Annotated in this window: 13 protein-coding genes; 8 read left to right on the top strand and 5 right to left on the bottom strand. The window is 64.1% G+C overall.

Annotation, left to right across the window (positions count from 1 at the left end; all coding sequences use genetic code 11):
* Window positions 1–2: 2 nt before the first annotated feature.
* The gene (locus GTP58_RS18800) at window positions 3–1,085 is read right to left on the bottom strand and encodes an HD-GYP domain-containing protein (protein WP_161078724.1); all 1,083 of its coding nucleotides are present in this window, start codon (window positions 1,083–1,085) and stop codon (window positions 3–5) included.
* A gap of 117 nt (window positions 1,086–1,202) precedes the next feature.
* Between GTP58_RS18800 and GTP58_RS18795 the strand changes: the two genes are divergently transcribed.
* From GTP58_RS18795 to GTP58_RS18760, 8 genes are all read left to right on the top strand, one after another.
* Entirely contained in the window at window positions 1,203–1,661 is a 459-nt protein-coding gene (locus tag GTP58_RS18795) for a MarR family winged helix-turn-helix transcriptional regulator (protein WP_161078723.1), read from the top strand.
* A gap of 10 nt (window positions 1,662–1,671) precedes the next feature.
* Entirely contained in the window at window positions 1,672–2,427 is a 756-nt protein-coding gene (locus tag GTP58_RS18790; RefSeq protein WP_161078722.1) for a 2OG-Fe dioxygenase family protein, read from the top strand.
* Between the two features lie 56 nt (window positions 2,428–2,483).
* The gene (locus tag GTP58_RS18785; RefSeq protein ID WP_161078721.1) at window positions 2,484–3,836 is read left to right on the top strand and encodes a response regulator; all 1,353 of its coding nucleotides are present in this window, start codon (window positions 2,484–2,486) and stop codon (window positions 3,834–3,836) included.
* Between the two features lie 335 nt (window positions 3,837–4,171).
* Entirely contained in the window at window positions 4,172–4,870 is a 699-nt protein-coding gene (locus tag GTP58_RS18780; protein WP_072789983.1) for a CerR family C-terminal domain-containing protein, read from the top strand.
* A complete protein-coding gene (locus tag GTP58_RS18775; protein ID WP_161078720.1) occupies window positions 4,867–6,273 on the top strand; it encodes an efflux transporter outer membrane subunit in 1,407 nt (468 codons plus the stop codon). Before GTP58_RS18780 ends, GTP58_RS18775 begins: the two co-directional genes overlap by 4 nt.
* 15 nt (window positions 6,274–6,288) lie before the next feature.
* Complete coding sequence (locus GTP58_RS18770; protein WP_161078719.1) at window positions 6,289–7,419, top strand: efflux RND transporter periplasmic adaptor subunit; 1,131 nt, start codon at window positions 6,289–6,291, stop codon at window positions 7,417–7,419.
* Between the two features lie 9 nt (window positions 7,420–7,428).
* Window positions 7,429–10,563, top strand: a complete 3,135-nt coding sequence (locus tag GTP58_RS18765) for an efflux RND transporter permease subunit (protein WP_161078718.1) — start codon at window positions 7,429–7,431, stop codon at window positions 10,561–10,563.
* Window positions 10,535–10,996 (top strand): GyrI-like domain-containing protein, encoded by a 462-nt coding sequence (locus GTP58_RS18760; RefSeq protein ID WP_161078717.1) that lies wholly within the window; start codon window positions 10,535–10,537, stop codon window positions 10,994–10,996. The genes GTP58_RS18765 and GTP58_RS18760 overlap by 29 nt, the downstream gene beginning before the upstream one ends.
* Here the strand turns inward: GTP58_RS18760 and GTP58_RS18755 are convergent.
* From GTP58_RS18755 to GTP58_RS18740, 4 genes are all read right to left on the bottom strand, one after another.
* Window positions 10,986–12,377 carry an efflux transporter outer membrane subunit gene (locus GTP58_RS18755; protein ID WP_161078716.1) on the bottom strand — a complete coding sequence of 464 codons (1,392 nt, stop codon included), beginning with the start codon at window positions 12,375–12,377 and terminating at the stop codon, window positions 10,986–10,988. The two genes, GTP58_RS18760 and GTP58_RS18755, sit on opposite strands and share 11 nt — an antisense overlap.
* Window positions 12,374–13,537: an HlyD family secretion protein gene (locus tag GTP58_RS18750; protein WP_072789981.1), complete on the bottom strand. Its 1,164-nt coding sequence runs from the start codon at window positions 13,535–13,537 to the stop codon at window positions 12,374–12,376. The genes GTP58_RS18755 and GTP58_RS18750 overlap by 4 nt, the downstream gene beginning before the upstream one ends.
* Window positions 13,538–13,542: 5 nt before the next feature.
* On the bottom strand, window positions 13,543–15,165 hold the full coding sequence (locus GTP58_RS18745) for an MFS transporter (protein WP_161078715.1): 1,623 nt from the start codon (window positions 15,163–15,165) through the stop codon (window positions 13,543–13,545).
* 82 nt (window positions 15,166–15,247) lie between these two features.
* Complete coding sequence (locus GTP58_RS18740; RefSeq protein ID WP_161078714.1) at window positions 15,248–17,668, bottom strand: catalase; 2,421 nt, start codon at window positions 17,666–17,668, stop codon at window positions 15,248–15,250.
* Between the last annotated feature and the right edge of the window lie 77 nt (window positions 17,669–17,745).

Below are 17,745 nucleotides of genomic sequence, written 5' to 3'. Positions count from 1 at the left end.
GGTCAGGCGGGGTCGCTGTAACGTTCGGCGATGGCCATGAACTCCTCCTCCACCGTCAGCATGGCATCCACCACGTCCGGGTCGAAGTGTTCGCCGCTTCCCTGCCGTATCATCTCCATCGCGGTTTCATGGGTAAAGGCGGGCTTGTAGACGCGCTTGGAAATCAGCGCGTCGTACACATCTGCCACCGCCATCAACCGGGCAGACATCGGGATCGCATCGCCACGCAGGCCTTCGGGATAACCGGAGCCGTCGTATTTCTCCTGATGCGAGTAGGTGATCTCGCGCGCATAGCGCAGGAAGGTGTTGGTATAGCCCAGCGCATTCTCGACATTGACGATGGCGTCACGGCCATACACCGTATGCTTCTTCATGATGGCGAATTCTTCGTCGGTCAGGCGGTCGGGCTTGAGCAGGATCGCATCCGGGATCGACACCTTGCCGATGTCGTGCAGCGGCGCCGCCTTGAACAGCGCCTTGATGTTGGCGTCGCTGAGCTCTTCTTCAAAGCGCTTGTGGTGCTGCAGCTGCCGCGCCAGCGCCGCCATATAATGCTGCACGCGGCGCAGGTGGTTGGCGGTTTCGTATTCACGCGTCTCGGCCAGCGAGGCCATGGCCCAGATCATCGCGTCCAGCATCTGGCTCAGTTCCAGCGTGACCTCTTCCACCACGTGTTCGAGCAGATTGCGCTGCTGCTTGAGCAGCTCGCGCGAGTGGCGCAGCTGCAGGTGGGTGTCGACGCGTGCGCGCAACACCTCGCCGATGACCGGCTTCGGCACCACGTCGGCCGCGCAGGCATCCAGCGCGCGCTGCTCGGCCGGTGCGCGCTGCAGCACGATGACGGGAATGTCGGCGGTGTCCGGGCTGGACTTGAGCTGCTGGCACACGCTGTAGCCATCCAGGCCGACCAGGTCCGCATCCACCACCACCAGGTGCGGGCGCGGCACGTGCTGCATCAGGTCCAGCGCCGCCCGGCCGCTGTTGGCCAGCCGCACTTCGTACTGATCCTCCAGCATGCCGTGCATCTGGATCAGGTTGTCCGCAGCTTCATCGACGATCAGGACGATGGCCTTTTTGACATTCATCTGCTGCTACTCCCCCGTGTGTGCTTACCACCATCATAAACCGAGCGGAATTGCCCGCCAAAACTATTTTTCCCGGCTGAGCTTGCAATTATATAGTGCGCTACCTATACTGGGAACATGGAAACATCTACTCACACCACCTCTGCCGTCCCGCAACTGGACGCCCAGCTCTGCTTCGCCCTGTACTCCACCTCGCTGGCCATGAGCAAGCTGTACCGCAAACTGTTGCGCGGCCTCGGCCTCACCTATTCCCAGTACCTCGTGATGATGGTGCTGTGGGAGAAAAACGAACTCACCGTGTCGGAAGTGGGCGAACGCCTGTTCCTCGATTCGGCCACGCTGACGCCACTGCTCAAGCGCATGGAAGCGGCCGAGCTGCTGACCCGCACCCGCGCCGCCAACGACGAACGCCAGGTCATCATCAAGCTGACCCCGCACGGCGACGCGCTGCGCCATGAAGCCGCCAAACTGCCGCCGTCCATCCTGCAAGCGACCCAATGCACGCTGGACCAGGTAGTCGGCATGAAACAGCAACTCGATGAACTGCGTTCCAGCCTGATGAACGCCTCCGCTTAACCCAAGTACCATGACCACACCTATCTACACGCCGCTGGCCGATGCGGCTGACGCGCTGCGCCAGAACGGCTACGCCTTGTTGCAACCGCAGGACGTGGCCGCGCTGGCCGGCCTGCCGCTGGCCGCGCTCAATGACCTGATCCCGAGCTGGGACGCGCTGGAGCTGGACAACTACCTCAAGGACGGCGGCCGCTATCGCCGTCGCCGCCACTCCTGCTTCGTGCAGGATGGCCGCCAGCTGACGCAAACGGCGCACCGCGCCCACTGGCAGCCGCTGGAATACAACGCGCTGCACGGCGGCATGCACCGCCTGTTCGAGCCGGTGCAGCCGGCCACCGTGACCCTGCCCGCATGGCCGGCGCTGATTACCGCCATCGGCCAGGTGTGCAGCGCAGCACGCGGCCGCAGCGCCGCCGACCAGCCGGCGCCGTGGTATGTGGAGGCGCACCAGTTCCGCATCGATACCACCGACGGCATCGGCCGCCCGACACCGGAAGGCGCGCACCGCGACGGCGTGGACTTCGTCGCCGTGCTGCTGGTCGCGCGTGAAGGCATCAAGGGCGGCGAGACGCGCGTGTTTGAAGCCGATGGCCCGAATGGCAAACGTTTCACCATGACGGTGCCGTGGACCATGCTGCTGCTCGATGACGCAACTGTCATCCATGAATCCACTCCGATCCAGCCGCTGGCGGCGCATGGCCATCGCGACACGCTGGTGCTGACCTGGCGCACCGGAGGATTCCAGGGACAGGAAAGTTCGCCTTGAAGGGCTAAATCCGATATAGTCTGTATAGCTAAAACTATGTACCAGGAGGGTGGTCTGTGGACACCAGCTACGAAATACAGCCTGATGAAATCGAAATCCTGATCGTTGAAGACAGCCCCACCCAGGCTGAACGACTGCGACGTCTGATCCAGTCCATGCGCTATAACGCGCGCGTGGCGTCCAACGGCCGTCTGGCGCTGGAAGCGATCCGCGAACACAAGCCGCACCTGGTGCTGTCCGACATCGTGATGCCGGAGATGGATGGCTATACGCTATGCCGCGCCATCAAGGCCGATCCCGAACTGCGCGACATCCCGGTCATCCTCGTGACCTCGCTGATGGATCCGAAGGACATCATCCGCGGCATCGAATGCGGCGCCGATAACTTCATCCGCAAGCCGTATGCGGAAGACTATCTGCTCAACCGCATCGGCCATATGCTGATGAACCAGAAGCTGCGCAAGAACCAGAACATGGAGATCGGCATTGCCCTGTATCTGGGCGAGCAAAAGCACTTCATCAATGCCGACCGCCAGCAGATCCTCGATTTGCTGATCTCCACCTACGAACAGGCGGTGCAGGTCAACAGCGAACTGCAGGCGCGCGAACGCCAGGTTATCGAACTCAATATGCGCCTGGCCCACCACGCGGGCGAACTGGAAACCATCAACCGCGAAATCGCGCTGAAGAATCTGGAGCTGGCGGAAGCGAGCCGCATGAAGTCGGCCTTCATCGCCAATATGTCGCATGAACTGCGCACACCGCTCAACGCCATCATCGGCTTCACCGGCGCGCTGCTCATGAAGCTCCCCGGCCCGCTGACGCCGGAGCAGGACAAGCAGCTCAACACCATCCGCACCAGCGCGCGCCACCTGCTCTCGCTGATTAACGACATCCTCGACGTGGCCAAGATCGAAGCCGGCAAGGTCACGCTGGAACTGGAAACCGTGCAGTGCCAGGAAGTGGTCAAGGATGTGGTGGACACGCTGCGCCCGCTGGCCGTGCAAAAAAACCTCAAGCTGGAAATGGAGCTGGCCGATCCCGCCATCGTGCTGGAAACCGACCGCCGCGCGCTGACGCAGATCCTGCTCAACCTCGGCAACAACGCCATCAAGTTCACCGAAGCGGGCACCGTGCGCGTCACGCTGACCGAGCAGCCGGGCGAAGGCGGCAAACACTTCATTGAATTTTCCGTCGCCGACAGCGGCGCCGGTATCCGCGAGGAAGACCAGACCAAGCTGTTCCAGGCCTTCTCGCAGCTGGACTCAACTTCCACGCGCCACGCGGAAGGCGCAGGCCTGGGCCTCTACCTGTGCCAGAACCTGGCCAACCTGATTGGCGGCTCGCTGTTCTTCAAGAGCGACTTTGGCCACGGCAGCACCTTCACGCTGGCCCTTCCCGCCAAATGAGGATTTGAGTATTCAAGAAGATGACTATAATGACAACGTAATTCTACGGTATTGCAGTGCAACATAAGGAGGGGTATAGTAGGAACTGTCTCCTCCAACCGTTCGCTGAACATTGGAATTCAACCCGCACCGTGTGGTCGCGGGTTTTTTTTTGCCCCGCTGCCCTGCTGTCCCGCCGCCCCTCCCTCTGCCTCCCCCTCTTCGCTAAAAATTTTTCAATTGCTGCAATAAACGCGGCAGGCGTACGTCTACGCATAGGTCAGTCTATCCAGAAGTAAATTAAACGATCGATTTAGTTATATCATTTGTTTAAATTATGTGATGTAATGCCGGCCATGAACGCTAAACCCACCATCCACGAATCCAGCCAGCCAGCCGACGACGCGCGCAAGCCCCGCTCAGACGGCGAGCAGTCGCGCGAGCGCCTGCTGCAGGCAGCCATGCGCCTGTTCGGTGAACAGGGCTTTTCGAAAACCTCGACGCGCGAGATTGCCCAGGCAGCCAACGCCAACGTCGCCGCCATCAGCTACTACTTTGGCGACAAGGCCGGCTTGTACCAGGCCTGCTTTACCGCCATCTGCACGCCGGCCGAGGACAATATCGCCCAGTTCAACCAGCCGCACTTCACGCTCCGCGAAGCGCTGCACGGCTTCTACCGGCAGATGGTGGCGCCGCTCATGGCGGGCGACGATGCCGACGTGCTGCTGCGTCTCTTCTACCGCGAAATGCTGGAACCGACCGGCATCTGGCAACGTGAAATCGAGACCAACATCATGCCCGAGCACCTGGCGCTGGTGGCTGTGCTGTGCCGCCACCTGGGACTTAAAAAGCCCACTGACAGCGTGCACCGCCTGGCCTACGCCATCGCCGCCATGTGCGTGCAGATGATGATAGGCCGCGACATCATCGCGCAGATTACGCCGCACATGATGGCCACGCCGGAAGCGATTGCCGACTGGGCCGACCATCTGACCGGTTTTGCCGAGGTGCTGGTCAAGGCGGAAAAAACCAAACTTCAACAAGGGAAAGCATGAGTATCTTTTTACGCGCGACAGTATTGGCTGTCGCCGCGACGCTGAGCGCCTGCGCCGTGCAAGGCCCGGCGAAGCAGGTAGACGCGCAGGCGCCGCAGCAGTGGCAAGCGCCGTTGCCGCACCACGGCAGCCAGACCGACCTCGCCAACTGGTGGCGCGGACAGGCCGATGACCTGCTGGTGCAGCTGATCGAATCGGCGCAGGCAGTCAGCCCGAGCGTGACTTCGGCAGCGTCGCGCATTGCGCAGTCGCGTGCGGAACGCGTGGCGGCGGGTGCGGCGCTGGCGCCGAATCTCGATGCAACGGCAAGCGTCAACCGGTCGAACCAGCAGTCGGCGCTGCCGATGGGGACCACCTCGCAGGCGGCATTGCAAGCCTCGTGGGAGATCGATGTATTCGGCGCCAACCGCGCGGCGCGCGATGCGGCGCAGGCGCGCCTGGAAAGCGCCCACGCCGGCTGGCACGACGCGCGCGTCTCGGTGGCCGCCGAAGTGGCGAACCAATACTACGGCCTGCGCGCCTGCGAACAGCTGCTGGCCGTCGCCAGCCAGGACGCCACCTCGCGCGCCGACACCGCCAGGCTGACGGAACTCAGCGCCAAGGCGGGCTTCCAGTCGCCGGCCAGCCTGGCGCTGGCACGCGCCAGCGCGGCCGACGGCAACAGCCGCTACATCGCCCAGCGCGCCGCGTGCGACATTGATGTGAAAGTGCTGTCGGCGCTGACCGCGATCGCCGAGCCGGCACTGCGCCAGAAGCTGGCCGCCGCCACACCAGGCGCGGTGTTCAATGCGCCATCCATCGCCATCGCCGAGCTGCCGGCCAATACGCTGAGCCAGCGCCCGGACGTCTTCACTGCCGAACGCGAAGTGGCCGCCGCCAGCGCCGATGTCGGCAACGCGCAAGCGCAGCGCTATCCGCGCCTGGCCTTGTCCGGCTCAATCGGCGTCGCCAACTTCCGCGCCAATGGCGACAACACAAAAACCGACACCTGGACTATCGGCCCGCTGTCCTTGTCGCTGCCCATCTTTGACGCCGGCCGCCGCCGCGCCAATGTCGATGCAGCCGGCGCCCGCTACGACGCCGCCGTCAGCAGCTACCGCGCCACCGTGCGCAATGCCGTCAGCGAAGTCGAACAGTCGCTGGTCAACCTGGACGCCACCGGCGCCCGCGCAGGCGATGCGCAAACCGCGCTGGAAGGCTATCGCGCCAACTACAGCGCAGTCGAGGACCGCTACAAGAACGGCATGGCCAGCCTGTTCGAACTGGAAGACGCGCGCCGCACGCGACTGAGCGCCGAGCAAACCGTCATCAACCTGCAACGCGAACGCAGCGCGGCGTGGGTCGCCCTGTACCGCGCCGCTGGCGGTGGCTTCACCGCGCCAGCCACTGTCGCCGCCAACTAACCAGAACTGATTACCATGAAAACCAAACTCAAACCCGTCGCCTACATTCTGGCCGCCGCCTTTGCAGTTGCCGCTGCCGCCATCGCCACCTTTGTTCCGGCCGAAGCCGCCGACGAAAAAAAGATCGATGCGCCCAAGCCGGCACTGACCGTGACCGCCACCAGGCCGACCTCCGCCAGCCTGCCGATCAGGCTGACCGCAAACGGCAACGTCGCCGCATGGCAGGAAGCCAGCGTATCGAGCGAAACCACCGGCCTGCGTCTGACCGAAGTACGCGTCAACGTCGGCGATGTGGTCAAGGCAGGCGATGTGCTGGCCGTGTTCTCGTCCGACACCGTCAACGCCGACCTGGCGCAGGCGCAGGCCACGGTGCGTGAAGCGGAAGCCAATGCCGCCGATGCCGCCGCCAACGCCGCCCGCGCACGCACGCTGCAAAATTCCGGCGCGCTGAGCGCACAGCAGATCAGCCAGTACAACACGGCCGAGCAAACCGCCAATGCCCGCATCGCCTCCACCAAGGCCGCGCTGGCGATCCAGCAGCTGCGCCTGAAATACACCAGGGTGGTGGCGCCGGACAGCGGCGTGATCTCGGCGCGCAGCGCCACCGTGGGCGCCGTCGTCAATCCGGGCGTGGAACTGTTCCGCATGATCCGCCAGGGCCGCCTGGAATGGCGCGCCGAAGTGGTGTCGACCGACCTGCGCAACCTGAAGCCAGGCGTCAGCGCCGTCGTCAAGGCCGCCAACGGCAGCGAAGTCACGGGCAAGGTCCGCATGATCGCGCCGACGGTCGATCCGCAAACCCGTTCCGCGCTGGTCTATGTCGACCTGCCGCTCAACGCCGGCAGCAAGGATGCACCGTTCAAGGCCGGCATGTTCGCCAGCGGCCAGTTTGAGCTGGGCGCCTCGTCGGCGATGACCGTGCCGCAGCAGTCCATCGTGGTGCGCGACGGCTTCAGCTTCGTATTCCGTCTCAACGCCGACAGGCATGTCAGCCAGATCAAGGTGCAACCGGGCCGCCGCCTGGGCGACCGCATCGAAGTGCTGGGCGGCCTCAACGCCGACACGCAAGTCGTAGTACGCGGCGCAGGCTTCCTCAACGATGGTGACCTGGTCAACATCGTGGCAGAAACGCTCGCGGCCAAATAAGGAAGCACCATGAACTTCTCCGCCCTCTCCATCAAGAACCCGATTCCGGCGATCATGCTGTTTGTGCTGCTGTCGCTGGCCGGCTTCATGGCGTACAAAGCCAATCCGGTGCAGGACTTCCCGGATATCGAACTGCCGATTGTCACCGTCACCGCCGCGCTGGATGGCAGCGCACCGGCGCAGCTGGAAACCGAAGTCTCGCGCAAGATCGAGGATTCGGTCGCCACACTGCAAGGCGTCAAAAACATCTACACCACGGTGCTCGATGGCGTCTCCACCACCACCGTCGAATTCATCCTGGAGAAAAATATCTCCGACGCGGTGAACGATGTGCGCGACGCCGTGGCCCGCGTCCAGGCCGACATGCCGGCCGAACTGCGCGACCCCAGCGTCACCAAGGCCACCACCGCAGGCCGTGTGGTGCAAACCTTCACCGCGCAGGCCGCGCAAGGCCCGGGCGAAAAACTCGACACCCAGGAACTGAGCTGGTTCGTCGACAACACCGTCGCCAAACGGCTGCTCAACGTGCACGGCGTGGGCTCCGTCAAACGCGTCGGCGGCGTGTACCGCGAGATCCGGGTGGAGCTGGACGACGCCCGCATGGCCGCGCTGCGCGTCTCCGCGCTGGACGTCTCGCGCCAGCTGCGCCTGGTGCAGAAGGAAGCGCCGGGCGGCCGTGGCGATGTCAGCGGCGCCGAGCAATCGGTACGTACCATCGCCACCGTGAAGACCGCCGCCGAACTGGCCACCATCGACCTGCCGCTGCCGGACGGCCGCCGCGTGCGCCTCGACCAGGTGGCAACCATTACCGATACCGTTTCCGAACCGCGCGCCATCGCCATGCAGGACGGTAAGCCGGTGGTCGGCTTTGAAATCTTCCGTACCAAGGGCGCCAGCGAAACCGAGGTCGCCAAAGGTGTGCGCGCGGCCATCGCCGAGCTGCAACAGAACAATCCCAAAGTCGTACTGACGCAGGTCATCGACAACGCCTTCCCGGTGGAAGAAAACTTTGAAGGCTCGATGGAGCTGCTGTACGAAGGCGCCATCCTCGCCGTGCTGGTGGTGTGGTGGTTCCTGCGCGACTGGCGCGCCACCCTGGTCGCCGCCGCCGCGCTGCCCTTGTCCGTGCTGCCGGCCTTCCTCGGCATCTACCTGTTCGGCTACACGCTGAACATGGTGACGCTGCTGTCGCTGGCCCTGGTGGTCGGCGTGCTGGTGGACGACGCCATCGTCGAGATCGAAAACATCGAACGCCACCTGCGCATGGGTAAAACCCCGATGGAAGCGGCGCTGGAAGCGGCCGACGAAATCGGCATGGCGGTGATTGCCACCACCTTCGCGCTGGTCGCCGTGTTCCTGCCGACCGCCTTCATGAGCGGCATTCCCGGCCTGTTCTTCAAGCAGTTCGGCTGGACCGCCGTGATTGCGGTGCTGGCATCGCTGGTGGTGGCGCGTCTGCTGACGCCGATGATGGCCGCCTACCTGCTCAAGCCAGCCATCCACAAGGAAGAACAGGACGGCTGGCTGATGACGCGCTACATGCGTGTGATGAAGTGGTGCCTGAGCCACCGCCTGGTCACCGCATGCGCAGCGGGCGCATTCTTCGTCTCGTCCATCATGCTGACCGGCCTGCTGCCTACCGGCTTTGTGCCGGCGGCGGACCGCGCGCAAACCCAGATCAACCTGGAACTGCCGCCTGGTTCCACGCTGGCAGAAACCAGGGTGGTGGCCGAACGCGCACGCGCCGCCGCCATGGAAGTCAAAGGCATCAAGTCGGTATTCAGCTCCATCGGTGGCGGTTCCAGCGGCGACTCGTTCGCACCGGGCGCCGCCGCAGAAGCCCGCAGCGCCGTGCTGACCTTGTCCACCGTGCACCGCACCAAACGCAAGGAATCCATGCCGGACCTGGAAGCCGAAATCCGCCAGAAACTGAACGCCATCCCGGGCGCCCGCTTCAAGGTCGGCCCGCCGGACAACGGCGTCAAGATGCAGCTGGTGCTGCGCTCCGAAGATCCCGTCGCACTCAAAGAGGCGGCACAGAAGGCCGAACGTGAACTGCGTACGCTGAAAGGCGTGGGCAACGTGCGTTCGACCGCATCGCTGGTGCGGCCGGAGATCATCGTCAAACCCGATTTCGCCAAAGCGGCGGACCTGGGCGTGACCGCCGCCGCCATCGGCCAGACCGTGCGCGTGGCCACCGCCGGCGATTACGACACCGACCTGACCAAGATGAACCTGCCGGAACGCCAGGTACCGATCCGCGTCAAGCTGCCGGATGCCGTGCGCGCCGACCTGGACGCCATCGGCCGCCTGACCGTGCCAGGCAAGAACGGTCCGGTACTGCTGGCCACCGTGGCCGAGATCACCATGGAAAGCGGCCCGGCGCAAATCAATCGCCTGAACCGCAGCCGCAACGTCACGCTGGAAGTGGAACTGGGCAAACGCTCGCTGGGTGAAGTCAACACCGAAGCCCGCGCCCTGCCGTCGCTGAAAAACCTGCCGCCATCGGTCAAGATCGCAGAACTCGGCGACACGCAGGAAATGGCGTCACTCTTCGCCAGCTTCGGCCTCGCCATGCTGATCGGGGTGCTGTGCATCTACTGCGTGCTGGTGCTGCTGTTCAAGGACTTCATGCAGCCGGCGACGATTCTGGCAGCGCTGCCGCTGTCGATCGGTGGTGCGTTTGTGGCGCTGCTGATCACGCACAGCGCACTGTCCATGCCGTCCATGATCGGCCTGATTATGCTCATGGGGATCGTCACCAAGAACTCGATCCTGCTGGTCGACTATGCTATTCTGGCGCGCCAGGCGGGCATGGGGAGGTTCGAAGCGCTGGTCGATGCGTGCCACAAACGTAGCCGTCCGATTCTGATGACCACCATCGCCATGGGCGCGGGCATGATGCCGCTGGCCTTGGGCTGGGGCGCAGATCCGAGCTTCCGCTCGCCGATGGCGATTACCGTCATCGGTGGCCTGATTACCTCGACCTTACTGAGCCTGCTGGTGGTACCTGCGGTGTTCACCTATGTCGATGACCTGGAACACTGGATGAAACGCATGCTGGGCAAGCTGCGCCGCGAGCCGGCTGCCTCCCCTGACCGTCAAGGAGAATTACATGCAGTACGAGATAAAAGAACTGCCTGAAGTCCGCGTTGCCTACCTGCGCTACAAAGGCCCGTTCGGCGCCGCCATCGGCGACTTCTGGCACCAGGTAGTCACGCCATGGCAGAATGCCTATGGCCTGGCTGACAAAGTCACCTATGGCGTAGCGCAGGACGACCCGAACACCACGCCGGCCAGCGAATGCCGCTATGACGCCTGCGTGGAAGTATCGGCCGGCTACGAGATCAAGCCGCCAGCCAAGGAAGCCCATATTCCCGCAGGCCGCTACGCCGTCGCCAGGTTCCGTGGCACCGGCGCCGACGTGCCGGCGGCATGGGGTGAGTTCTTCGGCCAGCTGCACGCCGAAGGCAAGGCCGATGCGGGTGTGTGCTTTGAACGCTACGCCGCCGACTATCTGCTGGACCAGGAAACCGGCGTCTTCGAAGCGGAACTCTGCGTTCCGGTCAAGGCCTAGTCCAGCCGCCGCCCATGGCGCGGTACAGGTCCACTGAAGCGACCAGTATCCGCGTCTTCAACTGCAAGCGCCCAACGTCGGCTGTGAACAGCGTGCGTTGGGCGTCCAGCTCTTCCAGATACGAAGCGTAGCCGTTGTTATAGCGGTTGTGCGCAATGCGCAGGGTTTCTGCCGCCGTGGCGCGGCGCGCGTCGTTCTGCACTGCCTGCTCTTTCAGCCGCACGATGGCGCCCAGGCTGTTATCGGTTTCGGAAAATGCCGTGCGGACGCTGTTCTCGTAAGCGTAGATGGCCTGGTCGCGCTGCGCCGCCACCGAATCGGTTTGATACTGCACGCGGTCACCTTCAAACACCGGCGCGGCCACAGCGCCCGTCAGCCGCCACAACGCGGTTGGCGCGTTGACGAAATCATGCCACTTCAGGTTCTGCACACCGCCCACTGCCGTCAGTTTGAACGACGGCAGTAGCTGGTCGCGGGTCGCCTGCAGGTTGGCGTTGATGGCGACCAGATTCAGTTCGGCGCGGGCAATGTCCGGGCGACGGCGCAGCAGTTCGGATGGCAGGCCCGCAGGCACGCCCGGCGGCTGCAAGGCCTCCAGCTCCACACCACGCGCGATGGGGCCGGGATTGCCGCCGGTGAGGATGGACAAGGCATTTTCCTGTTCAAAGATGGCACGTTTCAGCTGCGGCACCTGCTCGGCGGTAGTCTGGTACTCGGCTTGCGCCTGCAGCCATTCCAGCCGCGAGCTATAGCCGACATCAAACTGCTTCTTTGCCAGATCGCGCGATTGCTCGCGCAGCTTGAGCGTGGCCTCGGTCAGCGCCAGCTGGGCATCCAGGCCACGCAGGTTCAGGTAGCCAGAGGCCACCGTCGCGGCGATCGACAGGGCTGCCGCATCCGCATTGGCCTGCTCCGCCTGATAGGTCGCCGTGGCCGCATCCGTCAGCGCGGCCAGGCGGCCCCACACATCGACTTCGTAATTGGCCTGGAACTCGGCCTGATAAACATTGGTCACATACGGCACGCCGTTGTAGGCCAGCTGGCGCGTCCGCGTTGGCGCCGTATCGACGATCACATTGGCTTTCTGGCCCGCCGCTGCAACGCCCATCAGGGACCGGTACTGCTCCACGCGCGCGCGGGCGATGCGCAAATCGCCATTGCCTTGCAACGCCCGGTTGACCAGTGCCGTCAACGCCGGATCGCCAAAGCCTTGCCACCATTCCTGCGCCACCGGCCCGCTGCCCTGCCCTTCCACCGCAGTGCGCCACGCGGACGGCATCTGCAAGGACGATGCGGGCGGCGCCTTCACCGAAGCCGCGCAGCCGGCCAGCGCCAGCACCACGGCCACACTGACGCTGGCGCGAGGCAGGCAGCGGCTCATTGCTTCGCTCCCACCGAGGTATCGATGCTGACTATCACCGACATCCCCGGCGCCAGGCGGCGCGCCTTGGCCTGGCCCGGATCGATGCGGATACGCACCGGTATGCGCTGCGCGATCTTCACGTAATTGCCGGTCGCATTATCGGCCGGCAGCACGCTGAACTCGGAACCCGTGGCAGGTGAAATGCGTTCCACCACACCGGTCAGCTGCGCGCCATCCAGCGCATCGACCTTGAACGTGGCAGGCTGGCCGACCTGCACATTGTTCATCTGCGTCTCTTTCAGGTTGGCGATCACCCACAGCTGCCTTGGCACCAATCCCATCAACTGCGCGCCGGTGTTCACATACGCGCCCTTGCGTACCGTGACCTGCCCCAGCTGGCCATCTTCCGGCGCCGTGATGTGGGTGTTATCCAGATCCACCTTGGCCGCTTTCAACGCCGCTTCGGCGTTCGCCACCGCAGCTTCCAGCGACTGCTTGTTGACGGCCACCGTGCGTACCTGCTGTTTCGCGATCTCCAGGCTGGCGCGCGCCTGCGCCACCGCAGCCGCCGTCTGCGCCCGTGCCGCCTTCGAAGAGTCCTGCTCCCGCAAGGACAGAGAACCATCGGCAGCCAGCGCATCGACACGCTTGAGGTCCGCCACCGACCTGGCAGCCTGCGCCTCCGCGTTGGCCAGCGTGGCCTGGTTCAGCACCACCCCAGCTTCCGCCGTCTTGTGCGCCTGTACCCAGTTATCCATCGCCGCCTTCTGCGCCGCCAGCTGCGCCTGCGCCTGCTCATAGCGCTGCTGATAGATACGGTCATCGATCTGCGCCAGCAGCTCGCCCTTGGTGACGTTCTGGAAGTCCTGCACCTTCACATCCACCACATAACCCGGCAGCTGCGTGCCGATCAGGGTCACCTGCCCGCGCACCAGCGCATTCTCGGTCGAGACGATGGCGCTGCTGAACGGCGGCAGGCGCCACGCATACAACACGATCAGCACACCCACCAGCGCCACCAGCGAGAAAAGAATCGCCGAGATGATCTGCGCCCGCCGGTCCGGCGCCGGCGCCGTTGGCGCGGCGGCGGCGACTGCTGCCGCCGCAGCTGCGGCAGCTACCGCGGCGACGCGGGTTTCGGACGAGGATTCGTTGTCTGGAGTATTGTTATTGGCCATGGATTTCAACGGGCTCCGGAGTTATTGAGAGAGACATTGGCCATGCCGGTCTGCGCATTATGCGCAGGCGCCGGCTGGCAGACGACACAGATCGACCACAGATACCGCGCCAGCAGCCACGCCATGGTAATCAGCGCCAGCACCGTCACGGCCAGGAAGACATCGTTATATGCGAGGATATTGGCTTCACGCGTGGCCACGCCGCCCAGAGACGCCAGCCCGCCGGACTGGATGCGCGCCGCCACCTGCGGATCAAGCAGCGTCAGATGGTCCACCAATATGCTGGAATGGTACTTCTCGCGCCAGACCTGGAACGTCCCGGTCAGCGCGGTGCCGAGCAGACTGCCCAGCGTCTGCGTAATGCTGAACATGACCGAAAAGCTGACCAGGTTATTCGGCGCTGCGATCACTGCACCAAAGCCGGAGACGAAGGTCGGCCCGACAAACATGGCGCCGCCAAAGCCCAGCAGGAACTGGCTCACATACAGGTCGGCAGGCCGGGTCAGATTGGTCGCATCGGAATCCATGTACGCGCCCAGCGCCATCACCGCCACGGAAAAGATCAGCTGCCCCTGGATGCGCGCCGGCGTGATCGTCAACGCGCTGACCACCATGCCGGCCACCGCGCCAACCATCGTGATCCACCACAGTTCCAGCATCTGGTCATTATTCAGGCCCAGCGCCTGCAAAAAGCCTACCGTGCCGCTGGCCTCCGACTGCACCACGCGTATCAGCAGCACCGACAAGGCCAGCCGCGCCATATTGCCGTTACTGAGCCAGCGCGTGTTAATCAGCGGCCGCGCGCGGTTATGTTCGATCGCCAGCGCGGCTGCAATCAGCACAATCGAGCCGGCCAGCGCATACCCGAGCCAGCGCGACTCCAGCCACCATACCGTCCGGCCCAGCGCCAGTACGGCCGACAGCAAAGCCACGCCCGGCGCAAACAGGCCGAAGGTGACAAAGTCCATTTTCTCAAACGCCTTGATGCGGTCGCCCGGCGGCAGTTTGAGGAACAGCACGCAGCCCAGCGACAGCAGCGCCAGCCCCAGTTCGAAGAAGTACAGGCCGCGCCATTCGGCAATCTCCATCAGCTCGGACGAGAACAGCCGCGCCATCGGCACCGCCAGTTGCGAGAAGCCGATGCCCAGCACCACACCCTTGAGCCGATGCTGCGCCGGGAAGGCTTGCAGCGTGTAGTACAGGCCCAGTGTGGTCAGCGCCGCACCGCTCATGCCGTGCGCTGCGCGTACCGCGATGGCCGAGGCCAGACCGTGCACAAACAAGTGCGCCACGGTGGCAACCGCATACAGCAGCAGGAACAATTCAGTGAACAGGCGCAGGCCATACTGCTGGCGGAATTTGACCAGCAACAGGTTCATGGACACATTGGCCATCACATACGCCGCCGGCAGCCACTGGATCTCGGCCGAATACACGCCCAGCGAACCTTGCAGGTACGGCAGGTTGACCGATACCAGCGCATTTCCCAGGCCGCCGGTAATCGCCACGATGAAGCCAACCACCAGGAATGCAATGCGTTTTTCGAAAGCGTGATGTGGAGTGGACGGCGACCCAGGCAAGGTGGGACGCTCGTGCGGTTGCCAGACTTGAGGGGCGTATACGTCCATGCGGTGGTCAGGAATAGACGAAAAGATATGACGAGCATATCACTATGCTCGTCAGAGTTGAATACTTCAATGGTGAGAGGGGTTACAGCGGTGCTGCGTCCATCTCGCGCTGGAAGTTGCGGTGCCCTGCCAGCGCATGCTTGAAGTGCTCCAGCTCAGGCCCCACCGCGTCGCCCGCCGCCATCCACAGCGCGGGGTCCGGCGCACCGTCCTGCATTGCCGCCGGTATGCCGGCCGCTTGCAGCAGCTCCTTGCCTGCGCCTATGGCCAGTATGGGTTTGCAATGGCGGAACTGCTGGCGCACGAAGTCGCGGGCATCGGCATCGCCGGCCAGCATCGCGGCGCTGGCGACGCCGTCGGCGACGATTACCGCGTCATACAGCACGGCGGGGCCGGCTTCGATCGAGATCTCGATGTCCAGCCGAGAACCATCGGCAGCGGCCAGTTGTCCCAGTTGCGGCGCCACCACACGCGGTACGGCGCCTGCCGCCAGCAAGTCGGCATACACCGTCTTCAGGCTGTCCGCTTCCACGCCATGGGCGGCCAGTATCGCCACCTTGCGGGTCTTGATGCCGGTGGTGCCGGGCCGCGTCAACAGCGACAGTGACGGCGATGGCTCGTACTGCGGCGCAGGCGCCTGGGAAGCCAGCGGCATCGGGTCTGGCACTTCCAGCCCCAGGCCCTGCGCCACGCCTTCGGCCAGGATAGGATCGACGTTCGCCAGCATGGACAGCAGCCGCACGCGGATGGCCGGCACCTGCACCCGGCTCAACTCGAAGCGGTAGGCATTGACGATGTGCGCCTGCTCGGCCGGCGTCTGGCTGATCCAGAACAGGCGTGCCTGCGAGTAGTGGTCGGCAAACAGCTCGGGCTTGCCGCGCACCTTGTCTTCCGGTGGCTGCGGCATGCGGCTGAACGCTGTCGTAAAGCCGGCCATGCCCGCCTGGAACGGACAGCCGCCGCCCAGTGAATTCGGCTCATACGCCACGCGGCCGCGATGCACGGCCTGGCGATGCATGCCGTCGCGCTGGTTGTTGTGGACTGGCGCCAGCGGTGCATTAATCGGGATCTCGTGGAAGTTGGCGCCGCCCAGGCGGCTGATCTGCGTATCCAGATACGAGTGGATGCGCCCCTGCAGCAGCGGATCGTTGGAGAAGTCGATGCCCGGCACGATGTGCGCCGTGCAGAAAGCCACCTGCTCGGTCTCGGCAAAGAAGTTATCCGGGTTGCGGTTCAGCGTCATTTTGCCGACCGGCTGCACTGGCACCAGTTCTTCCGGCACGATTTTGGTCGGGTCCAGCACATCAAACGGGAATTGCTCCGCCTGTTCTTCGGTGAACAGTTGCAGGCCCAGTTCCCATTCCGGATACGCGCCCGCTTCAATCGCCTCCCACAGGTCGCGGCGGTGATAGTCAGGATCGGCGCCGATGATCTTGGCCGCTTCGTCCCACACCAGCGAGTGCGTACCGCCCACCGGCGTCCAGTGGAATTTGCAGAATACCGATGCGCCGTCGGCATTCACCAGGCGGAAGGTATGCACGCCGAAGCCCTGCATGGTGCGGTAGCTGCGCGGAATAGCGCGGTCGGACAAGTGCCACATCAGCATGTGCGTCGATTCCGGCATCAGCGTGACGAAGTCCCAGAAGGTGTCGTGCGCGCTGGCCGCCTGCGGGATGCCGTTATGCGGCTCCGGTTTCACGGAATGAATCAGGTCCGGGAACTTCATCGCATCCTGGATGAAGAACACGGGGATGTTATTACCCACCAGGTCCCAGTTGCCTTCGTCCGTGTAGAACTTGACGGCAAAGCCGCGCACATCGCGCACGGTGTCGGCGGAGCCGCGCTCGCCGGCCACGGTGGAGAAGCGCACAAACACCGGCGTGCGCTTGCCTGCTTCTGCAAAGGGCGCGGCGCGGGTGACGGCGCTGAGATCCTGATAGCTCTCGAAATAACCATGCGCTGCGGAGCCACGCGCATGCACCACGCGCTCCGGAATACGCTCATGATCGAAATGGGTGATTTTTTCGCGCAGGATGAAGTCTTCCATGGCGGTCGGTCCGCGCAGGCCGACCTTGAGCGAATTCTGGTTGTCCGCTACCGGCACGCCCTGATTGGTGGTGAGGGGCTGCTCGCCGCCATCGGCGCGCACGCGGTCCAGATGGCCGGCCGGGCAAACGCCGGACGGCGGCACGCCGCTGCCGGTCTTGGGCGAGGCGCTGGTTTCGCCGGCCGTGCTTGAAGTGGAAACGGGATGCGGAACAGGACAGGTCCGTCCCGGCTGAGGTTCACGTGCGGCTTCGCCATGTTCGCCTTCCTTGTTGGCGTTGAATGGCATGGCGTGCGCCATTTGCTGGCCGCCTTCCGCCTTGTCCAGCAAGGCCTGGTCTTGCGTACTGGCACCGCCCAGATTGGACGGCAGCGTTGCTGATGATGGTCCCGATACGGTGCTCAATACAGTACCGGCACCCATGATGGAGGCCGGCGAATTTTTAGTGGTAGCCATGGATATCCTTCAAACGAGACGAACGGCGCCCGCTCCGGAGCGCCACCGATCGTCCCGGCAGCGATACCGGCCGGGCT

It is taken from the genome of Duganella sp. CY15W (genome assembly GCF_009857555.1).
Lineage (GTDB): Bacteria > Pseudomonadota > Gammaproteobacteria > Burkholderiales > Burkholderiaceae_D > Rugamonas > Rugamonas sacchari.
Note: the sequence above shows the minus strand (reverse complement) of the source record. Positions and strands in the feature narration are given on the sequence as shown.